This is a genomic window from Pseudomonas sp. CFBP 13602 (assembly GCF_014842725.1).
Classification (GTDB): domain Bacteria; phylum Pseudomonadota; class Gammaproteobacteria; order Pseudomonadales; family Pseudomonadaceae; genus Aquipseudomonas; species Aquipseudomonas baltica.
This window is the reverse complement of sequence record NZ_JACYVT010000005.1, coordinates 76,846-97,574: the sequence shown is the minus strand read 5'-3', so window position 1 is coordinate 97,574 and position 20,729 is coordinate 76,846. Positions and strand designations below refer to the sequence as shown.

Here is a 20,729-nt window from a genome sequence, read left to right as displayed (position 1 = left end):
ACAATAAAACGGCGCGGAGTACACCATGCCATCAGTCCCATCCGTCTATGACTACATCATTGTCGGCGCAGGTCCTGCAGGTTGTCTGCTTGCCAATCGACTGTCGGCCGACCCTTCGGTACAGGTGCTGTTGCTCGAGGCAGGTGGCCGGGACAACTATGCCTGGATCCACATCCCGGTCGGTTATCTGTTCTGCATCGGTAATCCCCGCACCGACTGGTGTTTCAAGACCCAGCCACAACCAGGCCTCGACGGCCGCAGCCTCAACTACCCTCGCGGCAAGGTCCTCGGCGGCTGCTCGTCGATCAATGGCATGATCTACATGCGCGGCCAGTCCAGCGACTATGATCGCTGGGAGGCCCAAGGCAATCCCGGCTGGGGCTGGAAAGACGTTCTTCCGCTGTTTCGCCAGAGCGAAAACCATCATGCCGGCGACTCCGAGTTCCACAGCGCCCAGGGCGAGTGGCGAGTCGAGCAGCAGCGTTATCGCTGGCCCATTCTCGACGCCTTCCGCAGTGCGGCGGCCGAGTCCGGGATCGCCAGCATCGAAGACTTCAACACCGGAGACAACCAGGGTTGCGGTTACTTCCAGGTCAATCAGAAGTCCGGGGTGCGCTGGAATTCGACCAAGGCGTTCTTGCGCCCTGCGCTGAAGCGGTCGAATCTGACGGTGCATACGGGCGTGCGGGTGGACAAGGTGCTGCTGCAAGACGGCCGTGCCCATGCGGTGGCTGCCCGCTGGCAGGGCGCCGACCATCGGTTCGAGACGCGCGGTGAGATCATTCTGTGCGCCGGCGCCATCGGTTCGCCAAACATTCTCCAGCGCTCCGGCATTGGCCCCCGGCCCTTGCTCGAACGCCTGGGTATCGATGTGCAGCACGAGCTGCCTGGCGTGGGTGGCAATTTGCAGGATCATCTGCAGCTGCGGCTGGTGTACAAGGTCAGCAACGCGCGCACTCTCAACCAGGTTGCCAACAGCCTGTGGGGCAAGTTCGGCATGGGCGTGCGCTACCTGTACGACCGCAGCGGGCCGCTGGCGATGGCGCCGAGTCAACTGGGCGCCTTCGTGCGCTCGAGCCCCGAGCAGCCCTCCCCCAATCTTCAATACCATGTACAGCCGCTGTCGTTGGAGCGCTTCGGCGAGCCGCTGCACCGCTTTCCTGCGTTTACCGCTTCGGTCTGCAACCTGCGGCCCAAGAGCCGCGGGCGGGTGGACATCAGCTCTGCCGATCCGGACGCAGCGCCGTTGATCGATCCCAACTATCTCAGCCATCCCGACGACGTGCAGGTGGCGGTCGATGCCATACGCCTGACGCGCAAGATCGTCCAGGGCTCGGCCCTGCAAGGCTTTGCCCCGCAGGAATACCTGCCAGGCGCGGACGTGCAGAGTGAAGAAGCGCTGCGCGCGGCAGCAGGACGCATAGGAACGACTATCTTTCATCCAGCCGGTACCTGTCGCATGGGCAACGACACCCTGGCGGTGGTGGATGCGCAACTCAAGGTTCGTGGCGTGCAGGGTCTGCGTGTGGCAGACGCGTCGATCATGCCGGAAATCGTCTCGGGCAATACCTGCTCACCGACGGTGATGATTGCAGAAAAGGCAGCGCAGATGATTCTGCATCCGCAGCCGCTGGAGGCCGTGCCGGCCACTGCGCTGCAGGTGCCGGAAACGATTTGACCGAGTGCAGGCAGTACTCGGAAAAGGCAACAGTGGAACAACAACAATAATCACTGAGGATGGCAATATGGCGGATTATCTGCAACACGGCGCGGCGGCTGCGCCTGCCGTGAACCGGGACGAGAAGAAGATCATCTTCGCATCGTCGCTGGGGACGGTTTTCGAATGGTACGACTTCTTCCTGTACGGCGCCCTGGCTGCGGTGATCAGCAAGCAGTTCTTCGCCGGAGTGAACGAGACCACAGCCTTCATCTTCGCCCTGATGGCGTTTGCCGCAGGCTTCCTGGTGCGACCCTTTGGCGCCTTGGTGTTTGGGCGTCTGGGTGACATGATCGGGCGCAAGTACACCTTCCTCATGACCATCATCCTGATGGGCGTCTCGACCTTTGCAGTGGGATTGCTGCCGACCTATGCCAGCATCGGCATTGCCGCGCCGATCATCCTGGTGCTGTTGCGCATGCTTCAGGGCCTGGCCCTGGGCGGCGAGTATGGCGGCGCAGCGACGTACGTGGCCGAACATGCGCCGCAGAAAAAACGGGGCTTTCACACCGGCTGGATCCAGTCGACAGCCACCCTCGGCCTGCTGCTGTCACTGCTGGTGGTGATGGGCAGCCGCTATATCAGTGGCGATCAATTCGAAGTCTGGGGCTGGCGCCTGCCGTTCCTGCTGTCGATCGTACTGCTGGGCATTTCCACCTGGATCCGCCTGAGCCTGAGCGAATCGCCCACCTTCACCAAGATGAAGGCCGAGGGCAAGACCAGTAAATCGCCGATCCGCGAGTCGTTCGGTTCCTGGCAGAACCTGAAGATCGTGTTGACCGCGTTGTTCAGCATCAATGCTGGGCAGGCCGTAACGTTCTACTGTGCGCAATTCTACGTGCTGTTCTTTCTGACGCAGATGCTCAAGATGGACCCGGCACTGGCCAATCAGCTGCTGATCATCAGTGTGGTCATCGGTGCGCCGTTCTTCGTGTTCTTCGGTTGGCTGTCCGACCGTGTCGGGCGCAAACCCATCCTGATGCTTGGCCTGCTGCTGGCGACCTTCGCCTACTTCCCCCTGTTCAAGGGTTTGAGCCACTACGCCAACCCGCAGATCGACAATGCCACTCGCAACTCGCCGGTCACGGTGATGGCGGACCCTTCTACATGCACCTTCCAGTTCGACCCAGTGGGCAAGGCCAAATTCGACAGCCCCTGCGACAAGGTCAAGACGTTGCTGATCAAGTCGGGTGTGCCGTACAGCTCGGCGGCACCGGTCGACGGCACGGATGTGGCAATCACGGTCGGTGAGCAACGGATCAACGGCTACGATGAGCCAGCCCTGCGCGCGGCCATTGCTCAGGCAGGCTACCCCGCCAAGGCCGATTCGAGCCTGGTCAATCAACCCATGGTGGTGTTGATCATCGTTGCCATGATCCTGATTGCCACGATGACCTATGGGCCGCTGGCGGCGGTGATGGTCGAGCTCTTCCCCACCCGCATTCGCTACACGTCCTTGTCCCTGCCCTACCACATTGGCAACGGCTGGTTCGGCGGATTCCTGCCCACGGTCTCGTTCGCGCTGGTGGTGTACACGGGGGATATCTTCTACGGACTGTGGTATCCGGTGCTGGTGACCGGTATCAGCTTCGTGGTGGGGATGTTCTGTTTGAAGGAAACCCGCCACGTGGACCTGGACAAGGTCTGACGTCTGGCTGAAAACCCAGCGGTGAAAGGCTCGAAAAGACGAGCCTTTCACCGCCGTGCAAAAAACTTATGCACCAATTGTCGGGTTTCGATGGGTTTTGAAAACTGCATAGCCAACAGAGGGTTACGCAGCTTTCAAAGACATTGCACGAGAAACAATACACAAGTTATCCACAGAAACTAGATAACCGGCGTGGGTGCGATTTCCGGATGCTCCGGCAGCGCGCCCATGGCTTGTTGAGTTTGCTCGTTCCAGGCCTGGACGCGCTCGTTCAAGGCCGCAATGGCCCGCGGTCCGGTGCCTTCGGCGTACATGGGTGCCCCGATGACCACCTCGATGGTACCGCGATGCTTGTTCCAGCCTTCCTTGGGCCAGTAGCGCCCGGCATTGTGCGCAATGGGCAACACCGGCAACTGCGCGTTCACCGCCAGGGCACTGCCGCTGCGGGTGAATTTGCCGATCTGGCCGTATGGCACACGCGTACCTTCCGGGAAGATCAGTACCCAGACGCCGTCCTTCAACAGCGTGTCGCCCTTGCTGGCGACTTCCTTGAGTGCCGACTTGGGATTGTCGCGGTCGATGGCGATGGGGCGCAGCATGGCCATGGCCCAGCCAAAGAACGGCACGAACAGCAGCTCGCGCTTGAGCACCTGGCTCAGGGGCTGGAAGTAGGCGGAAAGGAAAAAGGTTTCCCACGTGCTCTGGTGGTTGGAAACGATGACGCATGGAGTTTGCGGAACGTTTTCCGCACCTTTCACCCGTACGTCGATACCCAGCATGACGCGCGTCAGCCACAGCGCACAGCGGCACCAGTAGACGTTGATGAAACGGTAGCGCGCCTTGAAGGACAGAAAGGGCGCGATGAAAAAGCTCAGGGTGCACCACAGCAAGGCGCTGCTGCCCAGAAGCAGATAAAAGGCAAAGATTCTGATTGCCCGCAGGATCGACATAGCGGTGGATACCGTCAAGTGTGGATAAGGTGCCTGGCGACTGCCGCCAGGTCATCGAAAATCAGGGTTCCCTCGGGCAGGTCCTGGGTCAGGGTCCGTAGCCCTTTGCCGGTCTTCACCAGCACGGGTCGAGCAGCCACTGCCGTTGCGGCGTGCAGATCGCTCAGGCTGTCGCCGACGAACCAAACGCCGGTCAGGGGCGCGTCATAGTGGGCAGCGATGCGCTGCAGCAAACCCGGCCGCGGTTTGCGGCAGGTGCACTGGTCATTCGGACCATGGGGACAATGCACGATCAGGCCAACCTCGCCGCCCTGCTCCGCGACCAGCGCGCGCAGGTGGGCGTGCATGGCATCGAGGGTGGCCAGGTCGTAGTAACCGCGCGCCAGGCCAGACTGGTTGGTAGCGACGGCCACCGTCCAGCCAGCCTGGTGCAACTGTGCAATGGCCTCGATCGCTCCAGGCAATGGCAGCCATTCGGCGACTGATTTGATGTAGGCGTCGGAGTCATGATTGATGACCCCGTCGCGATCGAGAATCAGCAGTTTCAAGGCCTACCCCAGCAACGAAATGTCGGCGACGCCCAGGAACAGACCGCGCAGACGTGCCAGCAAGGCATAGCGGTTGGCCCGCACATTGGCATCTTCGGCATTGACCATCACCGCTTCGAAGAACGCATCCACTGGCTCGCGCAGGGCGGCCAGACGGGTCAAGGCTTCGTTGTAGCGACGCTCGGCAGCCATCGGCGCCACCGCATGGTCGGCCTGGGTGATGGCCGAGTACAGCGAGAACTCGTTGGCGTTGTCGAAGTACTTGGGCTCCACGGTGGCAGCAACCTTGCCCTCGGCCTTGCTCAGCAGGTTCGAGACACGCTTGTTGACGGCAGCCAGCGCGGCGGCCTCAGGCAACCGGCGGAACGCCTGGACAGCCTGCACGCGCTGATCGAAGTCCAGTGCCGAACCGGGTTGCAGGGCGCGCACCGAAAGATAAGTGGCCACATCGATGCCCTCGTCCTCGTAGCGAGCGCGCAGGCGATCGAAGATGAACTCCTGCACCTGCTCGGCAAGCCCGGCCGACTTGACCTGGGTGCCGAAGGCCGAGACGGCGAAGCTCACGGCTTCGTTGAGGTTCAGGTCCAGCTGCTTTTCGATCAGGATGCGCAGCACGCCCAGGGCCGCGCGACGCAGGGCATAGGGGTCCTTGCTGCCAGTGGGCAGCATGCCGATGCCGAAGATGCCGACCAGGGTGTCGAGCTTGTCGGCGATGGCCACGGCCGCACCGGTCAGGGTGCTGGGCAGCTCGGCGCCGGCGCCACGAGGCATGTATTGCTCGTTGAGTGCCAGCGCGACGTCTTCGGGTTCGCCGGCGTTGAGCGCGTAGTAATAGCCCGCCACGCCCTGCATTTCCGGGAACTCGCCGACCATTTCCGTGGCCAGGTCGCACTTCGACAGCAGGCCTGCCCGCGTCGCGCGCTGGGCATCGCCACCAATGCGCGAGGCAATGTAGGCCGCCAGCTTGGAAACCCGCACGGCCTTGTCGTAGACACTGCCCAACTGCGCCTGGAACACCACGTTTTCCAGGCGTTTGTTGAAGGCTTCCAGCGGTTGCTTCTTGTCCTGATTGAAGAAGAACTCGGCATCGGTCAGGCGTGGACGCACGACTTTCTCGTTGCCCTCGACGATCTGGCGCGGGTCCTTGCTCTCGATGTTGGCCACGGTGATGAAACGCGGCAGCAGCTTGCCGTCGGCGTTGAGCAGGCAGAAATACTTCTGGTTGTCCTGCATGGTGGTGATCAGCGCTTCCTGCGGGACATCCAGGAAGCGTTCCTCGAACGAACACACCAGCGGCACGGGCCACTCGACCAAGGCCGTCACTTCGTCCAGCAGCGCCGGTGGGACGATGGCGCTGCCTTCCTGCTGGGTGGCCAGCTCGGCGGTACGTCGGGCAATCAGTTCACGGCGTTCGTGGGCATCGGCCAGTACGTAGGCCTTGCGCATGTCTTCGCGGTAGCCAGCAGGCGAGCTGATGCGCACGTTCTGCGGGTGATGGAAACGGTGACCACGCGATTCACGGCCTGCCTTCTGGGCCAGGATCGTGCAATCGATGACGTCGTCGCCCAGCAGCATGACCAGCCACTGGGTTGGCCGCACGAACTCTTCCTTGCGCGCGCCCCAGCGCATGCGCTTGGGAATCGGCAGGTCGTTGAGGGAGTCTTCGACGATGGTCGGCAACAGGCTGGCCGTCGGCTTGCCGACGATGTTCTGGCTGAAGCGCAGCTTGGGTCCGCTGCGGTCGATCTCGCTGAGATCCACTCCGCATTTCTTGGCAAAGCCCAGTGCAGCCTGGGTCGGCTCGCCTTCGGCATTGAAGGCGGCCTGCAGCGGCGGGCCGTCGAGATTGATGCTGCGGTCCGGCTGCTGGGTATCCAGGCCGGTGATCAGCACAGCCAGGCGGCGTGGCGCAGCGTAGACGTTCTTGGCGCTGTAGTTCAGGCCGGCGGCCTGCAGGCCTTTCTCGATGCCGGCCAGGAAGGCGTCGGCCAGGGTGTTGAGGGCCTTGGGTGGCAGCTCTTCGGTGCCCAGCTCGACCAGAAAATCTTGAGCACTCATTGCGCAGCCTCCAGCTTGGCCAATACTTCATCTCGCAGATCGGGGGTCGCCATGGGGAAACCCAGCTTGGCACGGGCCATCAGGTAGGCTTGTGCCACACCACGGGCCAGGGTCCGCACGCGCAGGATGTACTGCTGGCGCGCGGTGACCGAAATGGCGCGGCGAGCATCGAGCAGGTTGAAGGTGTGGGACGCCTTCAAGACCATTTCATAGCTGGGCAGCGGCAGTGGCTGGTCCAGTTCGAGCAGGCGCTTGGCCTCGCTTTCGTAGAAATCGAACAGCTCGAAGAGTTTGTCGACGTTGGCGTGCTCGAAGTTGTAGGTGGACTGCTCCACCTCGTTCTGGTGGAACACGTCGCCGTAGGTCACCTTGCCGAACGGGCCATCGGCCCACACCAGGTCGTAGACCGAGTCGACGCCCTGCAGGTACATGGCCAGGCGTTCCAGGCCGTAGGTGATCTCGCCGGTGACCGGGTAGCATTCGATGCCGCCAGCCTGCTGGAAATAGGTGAACTGGGTGACTTCCATGCCGTTGAGCCAGACTTCCCAGCCCAGGCCCCAGGCGCCCAGGGTCGGCGACTCCCAGTTGTCTTCGACGAAGCGGACGTCGTGCACCAGCGGATCGAGGCCGATGTGCTTGAGCGAACCCAAGTACAGTTCCTGGAAGTTGTCCGGGTTGGGCTTCAGAACCACCTGGAACTGATAGTAGTGCTGCAGGCGGTTGGGGTTCTCGCCGTAGCGGCCATCGGTCGGACGGCGGCTGGGTTGCACGTAAGCGGCATTCCAGGTTTCCGGGCCCACGGCGCGCAGGAACGTGGCGGTATGAAAAGTGCCGGCGCCCACTTCCATATCGTAGGGCTGAAGCACCACACAACCTTGCTCGGCCCAGTATTGCTGGAGGGCGAGGATCAAGTCTTGGAAGGTACGCACGGCTGGCGTAGGCTGGCTCACGAAATTCACCTGTTTCTAGGGCTGCGAATATAAAGAGCGGGAGTATACCGCGAATCCGCGGCGCCTCTACCCATGGAGCCCTAATGCCTCGCTGCTTTTGGTGTACCCAAGACCCCTTGTACCAGGCCTACCATGACCTTGAATGGGGCGTGCCGCTGCGCGAGGCGGGCGCCCTGTTCGAGTTGCTTGCGCTGGAAGGGTTCCAGGCCGGCCTGTCGTGGATCACCGTGCTGCGCAAGCGTGAACGCTATCGGCAGGTGCTCCACGGCTTCGACCCGCAACGCCTCGCGCAGATGAGTGACGAGGAAATCGAGGTGCTGATGCAGGATCCGGGCATCGTGCGCAATCGCCTCAAGCTCAACGGTGTACGCAAGAACGCCCGCGCCTGGTTGCAGCTCGAAGACCCGGCAGCCTTCCTCTGGTCGTTCGTCGGTGGGCAGCCGCGGGTCAACCATCGGCGCGATCGCAGCGAGATCCCCACTGAAACCGAGGAAGCCCGGGCCATGAGCAAGGCCCTGAAGAAAGCCGGTTTCACCTTCGTCGGGCCGACCATCTGCTACGCCTTCATGCAGGCCTCGGGCATGGTCATGGACCACACCCAGGATTGCGACCGCTACGCCGAGCTGGCCGGCTGAGGCTAGAATGGGCGCCTGGGCAATTAAGGAGTGATCTGTGGATAAGTTCAAAGGGGCACTGATGGTCGGTGCCTTGCGGTTGTTCGCGCTGCTGCCGTGGCGCACCGTGCAGTGGGTCGGCACGGCCATCGGCTGGTTGATGTGGAAGCTGCCCAACCGCTCTCGCGAGGTGGTGCGCATCAACCTGGCCAAGTGTTTTCCGGACATGGACGCTGCCGAGCGCGAGCGCCTCGCAGGACGCAGCCTGATGGACATCGGCAAGACCCTGACCGAAAGCGCCTGTGCCTGGATCTGGCCGGCCCAGCGCTCGCTCGACCTGGTGCGCGAGGTCGAGGGGCTGGACGTGCTCAAGGATGCCCTGGCATCGGGCAAGGGCGTGGTCGGCATCACCAGCCACCTGGGCAATTGGGAAGTGCTCAATCACTTCTACTGCAACCAGTGCAAGCCGATCATTTTCTACCGTCCACCCAAGCTCAAGGCGGTGGACGAGCTGTTGCGCAAGCAACGGGTGCAATTGGGCAACCGCGTTGCGGCCTCGACCAAGGAAGGCATCCTCAGTGTCATCAAGGAGGTGCGCAAGGGTGGCCAGGTGGGCATTCCCGCCGACCCGGAACCCGCCGAATCGGCCGGGCTGTTCGTGCCGTTTCTCGGCACCCTGGCGCTGACCAGCAAGTTCGTGCCCAACATGCTCGCCGGCGGCAAGGCCGTCGGCGTGTTCCTGCATGCCGTGCGCCTGCCCGATGGTTCGGGCTACAAGGTGATCCTGGAAGCGGCACCCGAGGCGATGTACAGCACCGACACGTACACGTCGGTCGCGGCGATGAGCGGCGTGGTCGAGAAGTATGTGCGGGCCTATCCGAGCCAGTATATGTGGAGCATGAAGCGCTTCAAGAAGCGGCCGGCGGGTGAGGCCAGGTGGTATTGAGCTAGCGGCTGGCGTGGGGGCTTCTTCGCGGGCAGAGACCCGCTCCCACAGGGCATGCTTGCACTAGACCAGCTTTCACAGAGCGGGCTCCTGGACGGCCCGCTTTTTGGATGAGCGAGGCTGGGGGTCAGAAGAAGCTCAGGCCGACGTGGAAGAGCTTCTCGACGTCGCGGATGTATTTCTTGTCCACGACGAATAGGATCACGTGGTCACCGGCCTCGATCACCGTGTCGCTGTGCGCGATGATCACCTGGTCATCGCGAATGATCGCGCCGATCGTCGTTCCCGGAGGCAGGTCGATGGTTTCGATGGGCTTGCCGATCACTTTGCTCGAACGCGCGTCGCCATGGGCGATGGCCTCGATGGCCTCCGCGGCGCCCCGGCGTAGCGAGTGCACACTGACGATATCGCCCCGCCTTACGTGCGCCAGCAGGGTACCGATGGTTGCCAGCTGCGGGCTCAGGGCGATATCGATTTCGCCCCCCTGGACCAGGTCCACGTAGGCCGGGTTGTTGATGATGGTCATGACCTTGCGCGCGCCCAAACGCTTGGCCAGCAACGAGGACATGATGTTGGCTTCGTCGTCGTTGGTCAGGGCCAGGAAGATATCGGCCTGGGCGATGTTCTCTTCGAGCATCAGATCGCGGTCGGACGCGCTGCCCTGCAACACCACGGTGCTGTCCAGGGTATCGGAGAGGTAGCGGCAGCGTGCCGGGTTCATCTCGATGATCTTCACCTGGTAGCGGCTTTCGATGGCCTCGGCCAGGCGCTCGCCGATCTGCCCGCCGCCGGCGATGACCACCCGCTTGTTGCTCTGGTCGACCCGGCGCAGTTCGCTCATCACCGCGCGAATGTCTTCGCGGGCTGCAATGAAGAACACCTCGTCGTCGGCTTCGATGACCGTGTCGCCGCGTGGCAGGATCGGCCGGTCGCGGCGAAAGATGGCAGCCACCCGTGTATCGACCTTGGGCATGTGGTGACGAATCTGCCGCAGTTGCTGACCCACCAGCGGGCCGCCGTAGTAGGCCTTGACCGCCACCAGCTGTGCCTTGCCGCCAGCGAAGTCGATGACCTGCAGGGCGCCGGGGTACTCGATCAGGCGCTTGATGTAGTTGGTCACCACCTGTTCCGGGCTGATCAGCACATCCACCGGAATGGCGTCGTTGTTGAACAGGCCGGCGCGGGTGAGATAGGCCGACTCGCGCACCCGGGCGATCTTGGTGGGGGTATGGAACAGGGTGTAGGCCACCTGACAGGCGACCATGTTGGTCTCGTCGCTGTTGGTCACCGCCACCAGCATGTCGGCATCGTCGGCACCGGCCTGGCGCAGCACTGTCGGATACGAGCCGCGGCCCTGCACGGTGCGGATGTCCAGGCGATCGCCAAGGTTGCGCAGGCGTTCGGCGTCGGTATCGACCACGGTGATGTCATTGGCCTCGCCGGCCAGGTGCTCGGCCAGCGTGCCGCCCACCTGACCTGCGCCCAGGATGATGATCTTCATCCATTACTCCCCGTCAGTGGCCGCGTACGGCGGCGATCTTGATCAGCTTGGCATAGTAGAAGCCATCGTGACCGCCTTCTTGTGCCAGCAATTGGCGGCCATGAGCCTGCTTGATGCCGGCGGACGTGGCCAGGTCCAGTTCGCGGGCGCCGGGCGTGCGCGCCAGGAACGCTTCGATGACTTCGGTATTTTCCGTGGGCAGTGTCGAGCAGGTGGCATAGAGCAGCACCCCGCCGACCTCCAGGGTTGGCCACAGGGCGTCGAGCAACTGCCCTTGCAGCACGGCCAGGGCCGGAATGTCGTCGGGCTGGCGGGTCAGCTTGATGTCGGGATGGCGGCGGATCACGCCAGTGGCCGAACAGGGGGCGTCGAGCAGGATCCGCTGGAACGGCTGACCGTCCCACCAGGCTTGGGTATCGCGGCCATCGGCTGCGATCAACTGGGCTTGCAGCCCCAATCGCTGCAGGTTCTCGCGCACTCGAACCAGACGCTTTTCCTCGAGATCCACGGCTACCACAGTAGCCAGGGCCGGCTCGGCTTCCAGAATGTGGCAGGTCTTGCCGCCCGGCGCGCAGCAGGCGTCGAGTACCCGCTGGCCGGGCGCCAGGTCGAGCAGTTCGGCGGCCAGTTGCGCTGCTTCATCCTGGACGCTGATCCAGCCTTCGCTGAAGCCCGGCAGCCCGCGCACGTCGCAGGCTTCTGCCAGGACGATGCCATCACGGCTGTACACGCAAGCCTGGGCCGCCACGCCTTGTTCGGCCAGCAGGCCCAGGTAGGCATCGCGCGGCTGATGGCGACGGTTGACCCGCAGGATCATCGGCGGATGAGCGTTGTTGGCGGCGCAGATGGCTTCCCACTGCTCGGGCCAGAAGGCTTTCAGCGATTTCTGCAGCCAGCGCGGGTGCGCCATGCGCACCACCGGGTCACGTTCGAGTTCGGCAAGAATGGCCTCGCTCTCACGCTGGGCTCGGCGCAGCACGGCATTGAGCAGCGCCTTGGCCCAGGGCTTCTTCAGCTTGTCGGCACAGCCGACGGTTTCGCCGATCGCGGCATGGGCTGGAATCCGGGTGTACAGCAACTGGTAGAGCCCGACCAGGAGCAAGCCATGTACATCGGCATCGGCGGCCTTGAAAGGCTTCTGCAGCAGGCGCTCGGCCAGCGCGTCGAGACGGGGCTGCCAGCGGGCGGTGCCGAATGCCAGGTCTTGGGTAAGGCCACGGTCGCGCGCCTCGACCTTGTCCAGCTCCCTGGGCAAGGAGCTGTTGAGCGAGGCCTTGCCGCTGAGTACCGTCGCCAACGCACGGGCCGCCGCCAGACGCGGGTTCATTGGCCCAGCACCGTGCCGACCACGAACCGGTCGCGGCGGCTGTTGAACAGGTCACTGAAGTCGAGCGGCTTGCCTCCCGGCAACTGCAGGCGGGTCAGGCGCAGGGCTTGTTCACCGCAGGCTATGGTCAGCCCGTCCTTGTCGACCTGGATGATTTCGCCTGGCCGGCCGCTGCCTTCGGCCAAACTGGCGGCCAGCACCTTCAGCGCTTCGCCATTCAAGGTGCTGTGGCAGACAGGCCAAGGGAAAAACGCCCGCACCTGGCGCTCGAGCACCACGGCCGGTTGGGCCCAGTCGATGCGCGCTTCGTTCTTGTCCAACTTGTGGGCGTAGTTGGCCAGGCTGTCGTCCTGCGCCTCGCCCTGCAGGGTAGCGGCGGCCAGCCCGGCAATGGCCTGGACCACGGCCGGTGGGCCCATTTGCGCCAAGCGGTCGTGCAGGCTGCCGCCGGTGTCGTGAGCGTCGATCGGGGTGCTGACCTTGAGCAGCATCGGGCCGGTATCCAGACCCGCCTCCATGCGCATCACGGTAACGCCGCTGTCGGTATCGCCCGCCTGGATCGCCCGCTGGATCGGCGCCGCTCCGCGCCAGCGCGGCAGCAGCGAGGCATGACTGTTGATGCAGCCCAGCGGCGGGATGTCGAGCACCGCCTGCGGCAGGATCAGGCCATAGGCGACCACCACCATCAAATCCGGCGTCAGCGCGCGCAGCTCGGCCTGGGCCTGGGGGTCGCGCAGGGTCGCTGGCTGCAGGACGGGAATGCCGTGCTCCAGGGCCAATTGCTTGACCGGGCTTTGCATGAGTTTCTGCCCCCGCCCGGCCGGGCGATCGGGCTGGGTGTATACGGCAACGATGTCGTGCGAAGTGGCCAGCAGGGCCTTGAGGTGTTCGGCGGCAAACTCGGGAGTGCCCGCGAAGACGATGCGCATGGAGTTCTCGCTGTTGGGGGTGGGCCGCAACCCTTTGTAGGAGCGGCTAGCAGCCGCGAAGGGGCCCTTCCTGACGCACCGAGGTGCGTTGTTCGCGGCTACTAGCCGCTCCTACAAGGGCACCGAAATCAGGCCTGCTGCTTGTGCAGTTTTTCCAGCTTTTTCTTGATGCGGTCGCGCTTGAGGTTGGACAGGTAGTCAACGAACAGCTTGCCGTTGAGGTGATCGCACTCGTGCTGGATGCACACGGCCAGCAGGCCTTCGGCGATCAGTTCGTAGGATTTGCCGTCGCGGTCCAGCGCGGTGACCTTGACCTTCTGCGGGCGATCGACGTTCTCGTAGAAGCCGGGCACCGACAGGCAACCTTCCTGGTACTGGTCCATCTCGTCGGTCAGCGACTCGAACTCGGGGTTGATGAACACCCGTGGTTCGCTGCGATCTTCGGACAGGTCCATGACCACGATGCGCTTGTGCACGTTGATCTGGGTGGCGGCCAAACCGATGCCAGGGGCGTCGTACATGGTTTCAAACATGTCATCGACAAGCTGGCGAACGCTGTCGTCCACCACCGTGACCGGCTTGGCGACGGTACGCAGGCGCGGGTCTGGAAATTCGAGGATGTTTAAAATAGCCATATGCGTATGTGCTGCACTGTGAGGTAAAGTCGTTATTTCGCGTGAGCAGACATGATAAAGGGATTCACGGCATGAGGAAATCACTACTCGCCCTGCTGATGCTGGCAATGGCCGGCCTGGCGCAGGCGCAAGTGCAGCTCAGGGACGGCTATCCACAGCGCTACACGGTGGTGCGTGGCGATACATTGTGGGACATTTCCGGGAAGTTTCTCAGCCAGCCATGGCAGTGGCCACACCTCTGGCACGCCAACCCGCAGATCGCCAACCCGGACCTCATCTACCCTGGCGATTCGCTGGTGCTGGGCTTCGTCAACGGCCAGCCGCAGCTGATGCTCGAACGTGGCGCCTCGCGCGGCACCATCAAGCTTTCGCCCAGGGTGCGCACCACGCCCGTGGCCGAGGCCATACCCAGCATCCCGCTGGAATCGATCAACAGCTTCCTGCTGACCAACCGCATCATGGATTCGGTCGAGCAATTCAACGCCGCCCCCTACATCGTGGCCGGCAATGCCGAGCGCGTGCTCAGTGGCATGGGCGACCGCATCTACGCACGTGGCGCCTTCGACCCGGCGCAGTCGGTGTACGGCATCTTCCGCCAGGGCAAGACCTACATCGACCCCGACACCCAGGAATTTCTGGGTATCAACGCCGACAACATCGGCGGCGGCGAAATCGTCGCGACCGAGGGGGATATCTCTACCCTGGTACTGCAACGCTCGCGCGAAGAGGTCCGCCTGGGCGACCGACTGTTCAGCGATGAACAACGCGCGGTCAATTCGACGTTTTTCCCCAGCGCGCCAGAGACTGACATTCGTGGTGTGATCATTGATGTGCCACGAGGTGTTACACAGATCGGCAAGTACGACGTGGTCACCTTGAACCGCGGAACGCGCGACGGACTGCGCGAGGGCAACGTTCTCGCGGTGTACAAGACCGGCGAGACAGTGCGCGATCGTATCACCGGCGAGCAGGTCAAGGTCCCCGACGAGCGCTCCGGGCTGCTTATGGTGTTCCGCACTTATGAAAAGCTGAGCTATGGTTTGATCCTCAACGCCAACCGCTCGTTGGCAGTGATGGACAAGGTAGGCAACCCGTAGCGCATAAGGCACCGGGCATGACGAGGTCACGCCCGGGCGCTTTCCGATACTTTTGTGCACAGAGTTATCCACAGCTTGTCCAGCTGTCTGCGAGCCTGCCGATTCAAGGATGATCGGATGCCGCTTTTCGATACCACTGCTCAGACCCTTTCCGAACTCGAGGCGCGCCTGCGCTTGCATGTGCTGCCGGAAATCGGCCCGCAACGCTTCCACAAGCTCGTTGCGTACTTCGGCAGCGCGCGTTCGGCGCTTGCTGCGCCAGTCGGGCAATGGCGCGGGGCCGGCGGCAGCGACGCCAGTGCCCAGGCCCGCCGCGACCCCTGCATCCATCGCGACGCGGCGGCTGCAATGGCCTGGCTAGAGCGTCCGCATCAGCATTTGCTGATGTGGGACCACGCCGACTACCCCGCCCTGCTCAAGGAAATCGCCGATCCACCGCCGCTGTTGTTCGTACGCGGCGACCCCGGTGTGCTGGAGCGGCCGCAGATCGCCGTGGTCGGCAGTCGCCGCGCTTCGCCGCCCGGTCTGGACAACGCCCGGGCCTTCGCCCGCAGCCTGGCAGCGGCGGGATTTGCCATCACCAGTGGCCTGGCCCTGGGTGTGGACGGGGCGGCGCATCAAGGTGCGCTGGAGGTGGGTGGGCACACCATCGGGGTATTGGGCACCGGTCTGGAAAAACTTTATCCACAGAAGCATCGCGTGCTCGCCCAGGCCATCGTCGAGCGCAAGGGTGCGCTGGTTTCCGAGTTTCCCCTCGACGCGCAGGCGCAGCCGGGCAACTTTCCCCGACGCAATCGGATCATCAGCGGTCTGTCGCTGGGAGTGCTGGTCATCGAGGCCAGCCCGGCCAGCGGTTCACTGATCACCGCAAGGCTGGCCGCCGAGCATGGCCGCGAGGTGTGGGCGCTGCCCGGCTCCATTCATCACCCCGGCGCACGCGGTTGTCACCAGTTGATCCGCGATGGCGCGCAACTGGTCGAGACCATCGATCATATTCTCGAAGGGTTGCAGGGCTGGCAGCGTCTGCCACCGGTCCTGCCAGCGGCGCCAGCCCAGCCCGCCGATCCGCTGCTCGAGGTACTGGTGGCCGCCGCGCACACCACCGAAGGCTTGGCCACGGCGTTGGGATGGCCGTTGCCGCGGGTGATGGCGCAACTTACCGAGCTGGAGATGCAGGGGCGCGTGGTCAGCCAGGCGGGGCGTTGGTTTGCACGGGCCAGCTAAGTACACTGGCGGCAGTCTTCAATGGGAGTGACAGCAGATGGTGAGCAGTTGGCGTGTGCAGCAAGCGGCGCGCGAGATCCGAGCGGGCGCGGTGATCGCCTACCCTACCGAAGCTGTCTGGGGATTGGGTTGCGATCCATGGGACGAAGAAGCGGTGTACCGCTTGCTGGCCATCAAGGAACGCTCGGTCGACAAGGGCCTGATCCTGATCGCCGACAACATCCGGCAATTCGACTTTCTGTTCGAGGATTTTCCCGAAGAGTGGATCGATCGCATGGCCAGTACCTGGCCCGGCCCGAACACCTGGCTGGTGCCTCACCAGGGCCTGCTGCCCGAATGGATCACCGGTATCCACGATTCCGTGGCCCTGCGCGTGAGCGATCACCCGCAGGTGCGGGAGCTGTGCGCGCTGGTCGGGCCGCTGGTGTCGACCTCCGCCAATCGCCAAGGCCGCCCGGCCGCGCGCAGCCGCCTGCGCGTCGAGCAATACTTTCGTGGCGAAGTGGACGTCGTGCTGGGCGGCGCGCTGGGCGGGCGCAAGAGCCCGAGCGTGATTCGCGACCTGATCACCGGTGAAGTGATCAGGCCCTGAGGCCTGGCAGGGAGCCGCGTTCACGGGGCCCCCTGCCTGGTTTCATGGCAGCAGGATGGTCGAGCCCACCGTTTCGCGCGCGGCGAGTGCGGTCTGCGCCTTGGCGGCATCGCTCAGTGCGTACTGCTGGCTGACGTCGACCTTGAGCTTGCCGCTGGCGATCATCTCGAACAGCTCGTCGGCCATGCCCTGTACTGCGCCGGGCACAGCGTAGCTGGCCAGGGTCGGGCGAGTCACGTACAGCGAGCCCTTCTGCGACAGGATGCCCAGGTTGACCCCACTGACCGCACCCGACGCATTGCCGAAGCTGACCATCAAGCCGCGCGGCTGGAGACAGTCCAGCGAGGTTTCCCAAGTGTCCTTGCCGACACCGTCGTACACCACCGGGCATTTCTTGCCGTCGGTCAATTCGAGCACTCGCTTGGCCACGTCTTCGTGGCTGTAGTCGATCACCTCCCAGGCACCCAGGGCCTTGGCCCGTTCGGCCTTGGCGGGCGAGCTGACGGTGCCGATCAGCTTCACGCCCAGTGCTGCCGCCCATTGGCAGGCCAGCGAGCCCACACCACCGGCGGCGGCATGGAACAGGATGGTTTCGCCGGCCTCGACCTTGTAGGTCTGACGCAGCAGGTATTGCACGGTCAGGCCCTTGAGCATCACCGCAGCGGCCTGTTCGAAGCTGATGCTCGAGGGCAGGCGTACAGCCATGGCCGCTGGCAGCACGTGCAGATCGCTGTAGGCGCCCAGGGGGCCACCTGCGTAGGCCACACGGTCGCCGACCTTGAACCGGTCCACCTCGCTGCCGACCGCCTCGACCACGCCAGCGGCCTCGGTGCCCAGGCCCGAAGGCAGTGGCGTCGGGTACAGGCCGCTGCGGAAGTAGTTGTCGATGTAGTTCACGCCCACGGCGTGATTGCGTACGCGAATGTCTTGCGGGCCCGGTTGCCTGGGCTCGAAGTCGACGAACTCGAGGACTTCCGGGCCGCCGGTGGAACCGAACTGGATACGCTTTGCCATCTGCTCACTCCTGCTGTCGTTGGGCGAGGGCCTATCGGACGCCTTTGCTTGATCGGCGTCAACTGCCGCACGCGGTGAGCGATGCTATGCTACGCGCCGACTTGATCGCCGGTCAGGCGTGTTCCCAGGCCGCTGGCGGTATTTGCCCTTTTTCAAGGTGATGCCATGACTACCCGCACAGAGGCCGTAAAGGCCTATCTGCTCGATCTGCAGGATCGAATCTGCCACGCCATGCAGGCCGAAGACGGCGGCGCGCACTTCGTCGAAGATGCCTGGACGCGCGCAGCGGGCGGCGGCGGGCGCACCCGGGTGATTGCAGACGGTGAGTTGATCGAGAAAGGCGGGGTCAACTTTTCCCATGTATTCGGCACTGGCCTGCCTCCTTCGGCCAGCGCCCATCGACCGGAGCTGGCCGGTCGCGGCTTCGAGGCACTGGGCGTGTCGCTGGTGATCCACCCGCACAACCCGCACGTGCCCACCTCCCACGCCAACGTGCGGTTCTTCATTGCCGAAAAGGAAGGCGAAGAGGCCGTCTGGTGGTTCGGCGGCGGCTTCGACCTGACGCCCTACTACGCTCACGAGGAAGATTGCATCCACTGGCATCGTGTTGCGCAACAAGCCTGCGAGCCTTTTGGCGCCGATGTCTATCCACGCTACAAGGCCTGGTGCGACCGCTATTTCCACCTCAAGCACCGGGGCGAGCCGCGTGGCGTGGGCGGCCTGTTCTTCGATGACCTGAACGAATGGGATTTCGACACCAGCTTCGCCTTCATGCGCGCCATCGGCGATGCCTTCATCGACGCCTACCTGCCCATCGTGCAGCGGCGCAAGGCCATGGCGTACACCGCGCAGCAGCGTGAATTCCAGGAGTTTCGCCGCGGGCGCTACGTCGAGTTCAACCTGGTCTACGACCGCGGTACGCTGTTCGGCCTGCAGTCGGGTGGCCGTACCGAGTCGATCCTGATGTCACTGCCGCCGCAGGTGCGTTGGGGCTATGACTGGAAAGCCGTACCTGGCAGCGAAGAAGCGCGGCTCACCGACTACTTTCTGCAGGATCGCGACTGGCTGGCGCAGACCCCTACCCTATGATTCAGGAACCGATTCGCATGGACAGTTACGTGGTTTTCGGCAACCCGGTGGGGCACAGCAAATCACCCGCCATTCACCGTTTGTTTGCCGAGCAGACGGGCCAGGCGCTGGTATACGACACACGGCTGGCGCCCATCGACGACTTCACCCGCAGTGCCTTGGGTTTTTTCGAAGAAGGGCTGGGCGCCAACGTCACCGTACCGTTCAAGGAGCAGGCGTTCGGCCTGTGCAGCGTACTGACCCCGCGCGCGCAGCGCGCCGGCGCGGTGAACATGCTCAGTCGGCTGCCCGATGGCAGCCTGCGTGGCGACAATACCGACGGCGTGGGGCTGGTGCGCGACCTGGTCAACAACGCCGGCGTGACCTTGCAGGGCAAGCGCATTCTGCTGTTGGGTGCCGGCGGCGCGGTGCGTGGAGTGGTCGAGCCGTTGCTCGAACAGCAGCCACTGTCACTGGTGATCGCCAACCGCACGGTCGAGAAAGCCGAACAGCTGGCGCAGCTGTTCGCTGACCTGGGCCCGGTGGCGGCCAGTGGCTTCGATTGGCTGGAAGAGCCGGTGGATATCATCATCAATGCCACTTCGGCGAGCCTGGCGGGCGATCTGCCACCGATCGCCGCCAGCCTGATCGAGCCCGGTGTGACGGTCTGCTACGACATGATGTATGGCAAGGAGCCAACGCCGTTTTGCCGCTGGGCCAGCGAACACGGCGCACGGCTGTCGCTGGACGGTTTCGGGATGCTGGTCGAGCAGGCAGCCGAAGCGTTCACCTACTGGCGCGGCGTGGCGGTGGATACGGCGCCGGTGCTGAGCCAGCTGCGCCGGGAAATGGCGGCGGGTTGAGTTGATTGAAGGGTGTCAGTGAAGGCCTCTTCGCGAGCTCTCTGCCCGCGAAGGGGCCATGACTGACACCCATCAAATCAAAGCCCGTCAAATCAAAGCTTCGCGCGTACCGCCGGCAGCGCATCTTTGCCATCCAGCGTTTTCACACCCTCCAGCCACTTCTCCAGCACCGCCGGATTGGCTTTCAGCCAGGCCTGCGCCGCCTGTGCGCTGGTTTTCTTGTTGTTGGCCACATCGGCCATGATGCTGTTCTCCATGTCCTGGGTGAACACCAGATTGCTGAGCAGCTTGCCGGTGTTCGGGCAACTCTCGGCATAGCCCTTGCGGGTGAGGGTGTGCACGGTGCCGGTCGAGCCGAAATACTTCTCGCCGCCGGTGAGGTACTTGAGCTTGATCTGTACGTTCATCGGGTGCGGCGTCCAGCCGAGGAAGACCACGAACGACTTCTTCTTCACGTTGCGATTGACCTCGGTCAGCATCGCCTGCTCGCTGGACTCGACCAGTTTCCAGTCACCCAGGCCGAATTCGTCCTTCTTGATGATCTCGGCCAGCGATAGGTTGGCCGGTGCCCCTGAACCGATCCCGTAGATCTTCTTGCCGAACTTGTCGGCGTGCTTGTCCAGGTCGGCGAAATCCTTCACACCCGCGTCATACACGTAGTCGGGGACGGCCAGGGTGAACTCGGTGCCGTCCAGGTTCTTGGCGTACTGCACCACGTCACCATTGGCCACGAACTTGTCGTAGAAACCCTGCTGGGCCGGCATCCAGTTGCCGAGGAAGACATCCACCTGGCCATCCTTGAGACCGCCAAAGATGATCGGCACCGCCAGCGTGTCGATCTTGGGCCGGTAACCCATGCCTTCCAGCACCAGGCTGGTGAGCGCGTTGGTGGCGGCAATGTCGCTCCAGCCCGGGTCGGCCATCTTCACCGTCTCGCACCGTTGTTCGTCGGCGACCGCCGTGGTTCCGGCAACGGCCAGCCAACCGGCGGCCAGGGCTGTGGATATCTTCATGGTGACCTTCATGCGACTTCCCCTCAGAGCTTCGA

The 20,729-nt window shown here is 63.6% G+C and carries 19 protein-coding genes; 9 read left to right on the top strand and 10 right to left on the bottom strand.

Annotation, left to right across the window (positions count from 1 at the left end; genetic code table 11):
* The first annotated feature begins 25 nt into the window (after nt 1-25).
* Nucleotides 26-1,678: a GMC family oxidoreductase gene (locus IFU31_RS11680; protein ID WP_192059275.1), complete on the top strand. Its 1,653-nt coding sequence runs from the start codon at nt 26-28 to the stop codon at nt 1,676-1,678.
* Between the two features lie 67 nt (nt 1,679-1,745).
* Nucleotides 1,746-3,365 carry an MFS transporter gene (locus IFU31_RS11675; RefSeq protein ID WP_122716097.1) on the top strand — a complete coding sequence of 540 codons (1,620 nt, stop codon included), beginning with the start codon at nt 1,746-1,748 and terminating at the stop codon, nt 3,363-3,365.
* 179 nt (nt 3,366-3,544) lie between these two features.
* Here the strand turns inward: IFU31_RS11675 and IFU31_RS11670 are convergent, their stop codons facing one another.
* From IFU31_RS11670 to glyQ, 4 genes are read right to left on the bottom strand one after another with little or no spacing between them, the layout of a single operon-like run.
* Entirely contained in the window at nt 3,545-4,315 is a 771-nt protein-coding gene (locus IFU31_RS11670; protein ID WP_122480050.1) for a lysophospholipid acyltransferase family protein, read from the bottom strand.
* 14 nt (nt 4,316-4,329) lie between these two features.
* Nucleotides 4,330-4,863: a D-glycero-beta-D-manno-heptose 1,7-bisphosphate 7-phosphatase gene (gene gmhB / locus IFU31_RS11665; RefSeq protein ID WP_122480051.1), complete on the bottom strand. Its 534-nt coding sequence runs from the start codon at nt 4,861-4,863 to the stop codon at nt 4,330-4,332.
* Nucleotides 4,864-4,866: 3 nt separating this feature from the next.
* A complete protein-coding gene (gene glyS / locus IFU31_RS11660) occupies nt 4,867-6,921 on the bottom strand; it encodes a glycine--tRNA ligase subunit beta (RefSeq protein ID WP_192059274.1) in 2,055 nt (684 codons plus the stop codon).
* Nucleotides 6,918-7,871, bottom strand: a complete 954-nt coding sequence (glyQ, locus tag IFU31_RS11655) for a glycine--tRNA ligase subunit alpha (RefSeq protein ID WP_043193756.1) — start codon at nt 7,869-7,871, stop codon at nt 6,918-6,920. Before glyQ ends, glyS begins: the two co-directional genes overlap by 4 nt.
* Nucleotides 7,872-7,954: 83 nt before the next feature.
* Between glyQ and IFU31_RS11650 the strand changes: the two genes are divergently transcribed.
* Together IFU31_RS11650 and IFU31_RS11645 are read left to right on the top strand one after the other, a co-directional pair.
* Nucleotides 7,955-8,506, top strand: coding sequence for a DNA-3-methyladenine glycosylase I (locus tag IFU31_RS11650; RefSeq protein ID WP_192059272.1), 552 nt, complete (start codon nt 7,955-7,957; stop codon nt 8,504-8,506).
* A 37-nt stretch (nt 8,507-8,543) separates the two neighbouring features.
* Nucleotides 8,544-9,431, top strand: coding sequence for a lysophospholipid acyltransferase (locus IFU31_RS11645; protein WP_122796662.1), 888 nt, complete (start codon nt 8,544-8,546; stop codon nt 9,429-9,431).
* A 127-nt stretch (nt 9,432-9,558) separates the two neighbouring features.
* Here the strand turns inward: IFU31_RS11645 and trkA are convergent, their stop codons facing one another.
* From trkA to def, 4 genes are all read right to left on the bottom strand, one after another.
* The gene (gene trkA / locus IFU31_RS11640; protein ID WP_122480055.1) at nt 9,559-10,932 is read right to left on the bottom strand and encodes a Trk system potassium transporter TrkA; all 1,374 of its coding nucleotides are present in this window, start codon (nt 10,930-10,932) and stop codon (nt 9,559-9,561) included.
* Between the two features lie 13 nt (nt 10,933-10,945).
* Entirely contained in the window at nt 10,946-12,259 is a 1,314-nt protein-coding gene (gene rsmB, locus IFU31_RS11635) for a 16S rRNA (cytosine(967)-C(5))-methyltransferase RsmB (protein WP_192103040.1), read from the bottom strand.
* A complete protein-coding gene (gene fmt, locus IFU31_RS11630; protein ID WP_192059267.1) occupies nt 12,256-13,188 on the bottom strand; it encodes a methionyl-tRNA formyltransferase in 933 nt (310 codons plus the stop codon). Before fmt ends, rsmB begins: the two co-directional genes overlap by 4 nt.
* 128 nt (nt 13,189-13,316) lie before the next feature.
* Nucleotides 13,317-13,823 (bottom strand): peptide deformylase, encoded by a 507-nt coding sequence (gene def / locus IFU31_RS11625; protein ID WP_122480058.1) that lies wholly within the window; start codon nt 13,821-13,823, stop codon nt 13,317-13,319.
* Nucleotides 13,824-13,894: 71 nt separating this feature from the next.
* Between def and IFU31_RS11620 the strand changes: the two genes are divergently transcribed.
* The 3 genes from IFU31_RS11620 to IFU31_RS11610 all read left to right on the top strand — a co-directional run bounded on the left by IFU31_RS11620 (nt 13,895) and on the right by IFU31_RS11610 (nt 16,736).
* Entirely contained in the window at nt 13,895-14,920 is a 1,026-nt protein-coding gene (locus IFU31_RS11620) for a LysM peptidoglycan-binding domain-containing protein (protein ID WP_122480059.1), read from the top strand.
* Nucleotides 14,921-15,037: 117 nt separating this feature from the next.
* The gene (gene dprA / locus IFU31_RS11615; RefSeq protein ID WP_192103038.1) at nt 15,038-16,144 is read left to right on the top strand and encodes a DNA-processing protein DprA; all 1,107 of its coding nucleotides are present in this window, start codon (nt 15,038-15,040) and stop codon (nt 16,142-16,144) included.
* A 37-nt stretch (nt 16,145-16,181) separates the two neighbouring features.
* A complete protein-coding gene (locus tag IFU31_RS11610; RefSeq protein ID WP_122480061.1) occupies nt 16,182-16,736 on the top strand; it encodes an L-threonylcarbamoyladenylate synthase in 555 nt (184 codons plus the stop codon).
* A 42-nt stretch (nt 16,737-16,778) separates the two neighbouring features.
* Here the strand turns inward: IFU31_RS11610 and IFU31_RS11605 are convergent, their stop codons facing one another.
* A complete protein-coding gene (locus IFU31_RS11605) occupies nt 16,779-17,750 on the bottom strand; it encodes an NADPH:quinone reductase (RefSeq protein WP_192055196.1) in 972 nt (323 codons plus the stop codon).
* Between the two features lie 165 nt (nt 17,751-17,915).
* Between IFU31_RS11605 and hemF the strand changes: the two genes are divergently transcribed.
* A complete protein-coding gene (gene hemF / locus IFU31_RS11600; RefSeq protein ID WP_192103035.1) occupies nt 17,916-18,839 on the top strand; it encodes an oxygen-dependent coproporphyrinogen oxidase in 924 nt (307 codons plus the stop codon).
* A 17-nt stretch (nt 18,840-18,856) separates the two neighbouring features.
* Nucleotides 18,857-19,681: a shikimate dehydrogenase gene (aroE, locus tag IFU31_RS11595; RefSeq protein WP_122480137.1), complete on the top strand. Its 825-nt coding sequence runs from the start codon at nt 18,857-18,859 to the stop codon at nt 19,679-19,681.
* A gap of 92 nt (nt 19,682-19,773) precedes the next feature.
* On the opposite strand, the gene choX is transcribed toward aroE, so the two are convergent.
* Nucleotides 19,774-20,694, bottom strand: a complete 921-nt coding sequence (gene choX / locus IFU31_RS11590; protein ID WP_122480064.1) for a choline ABC transporter substrate-binding protein — start codon at nt 20,692-20,694, stop codon at nt 19,774-19,776.
* Nucleotides 20,695-20,729 lie beyond the last annotated feature (35 nt).

Coding starts and splice junctions, on each gene's coding strand:
- IFU31_RS11650 (WP_192059272.1), top strand. CDS start 7,955: ATGCCTCGCTGCTTTTGGTGTACCCAAGACCCCTTGTACCAGGCCTAC.
- hemF (WP_192103035.1), top strand. CDS start 17,916: ATGACTACCCGCACAGAGGCCGTAAAGGCCTATCTGCTCGATCTGCAG.
- fmt (WP_192059267.1), bottom strand. CDS start 13,188: ATGCGCATCGTCTTCGCGGGCACTCCCGAGTTTGCCGCCGAACACCTC.
- aroE (WP_122480137.1), top strand. CDS start 18,857: ATGGACAGTTACGTGGTTTTCGGCAACCCGGTGGGGCACAGCAAATCA.
- IFU31_RS11670 (WP_122480050.1), bottom strand. CDS start 4,315: ATGTCGATCCTGCGGGCAATCAGAATCTTTGCCTTTTATCTGCTTCTG.
- def (WP_122480058.1), bottom strand. CDS start 13,823: ATGGCTATTTTAAACATCCTCGAATTTCCAGACCCGCGCCTGCGTACC.
- dprA (WP_192103038.1), top strand. CDS start 15,038: ATGCCGCTTTTCGATACCACTGCTCAGACCCTTTCCGAACTCGAGGCG.
- rsmB (WP_192103040.1), bottom strand. CDS start 12,259: ATGAACCCGCGTCTGGCGGCGGCCCGTGCGTTGGCGACGGTACTCAGC.
- IFU31_RS11610 (WP_122480061.1), top strand. CDS start 16,182: ATGGTGAGCAGTTGGCGTGTGCAGCAAGCGGCGCGCGAGATCCGAGCG.
- IFU31_RS11675 (WP_122716097.1), top strand. CDS start 1,746: ATGGCGGATTATCTGCAACACGGCGCGGCGGCTGCGCCTGCCGTGAAC.
- IFU31_RS11680 (WP_192059275.1), top strand. CDS start 26: ATGCCATCAGTCCCATCCGTCTATGACTACATCATTGTCGGCGCAGGT.
- glyS (WP_192059274.1), bottom strand. CDS start 6,921: ATGAGTGCTCAAGATTTTCTGGTCGAGCTGGGCACCGAAGAGCTGCCA.
- trkA (WP_122480055.1), bottom strand. CDS start 10,932: ATGAAGATCATCATCCTGGGCGCAGGTCAGGTGGGCGGCACGCTGGCC.
- IFU31_RS11605 (WP_192055196.1), bottom strand. CDS start 17,750: ATGGCAAAGCGTATCCAGTTCGGTTCCACCGGCGGCCCGGAAGTCCTC.
- IFU31_RS11620 (WP_122480059.1), top strand. CDS start 13,895: ATGAGGAAATCACTACTCGCCCTGCTGATGCTGGCAATGGCCGGCCTG.
- choX (WP_122480064.1), bottom strand. CDS start 20,694: ATGAAGATATCCACAGCCCTGGCCGCCGGTTGGCTGGCCGTTGCCGGA.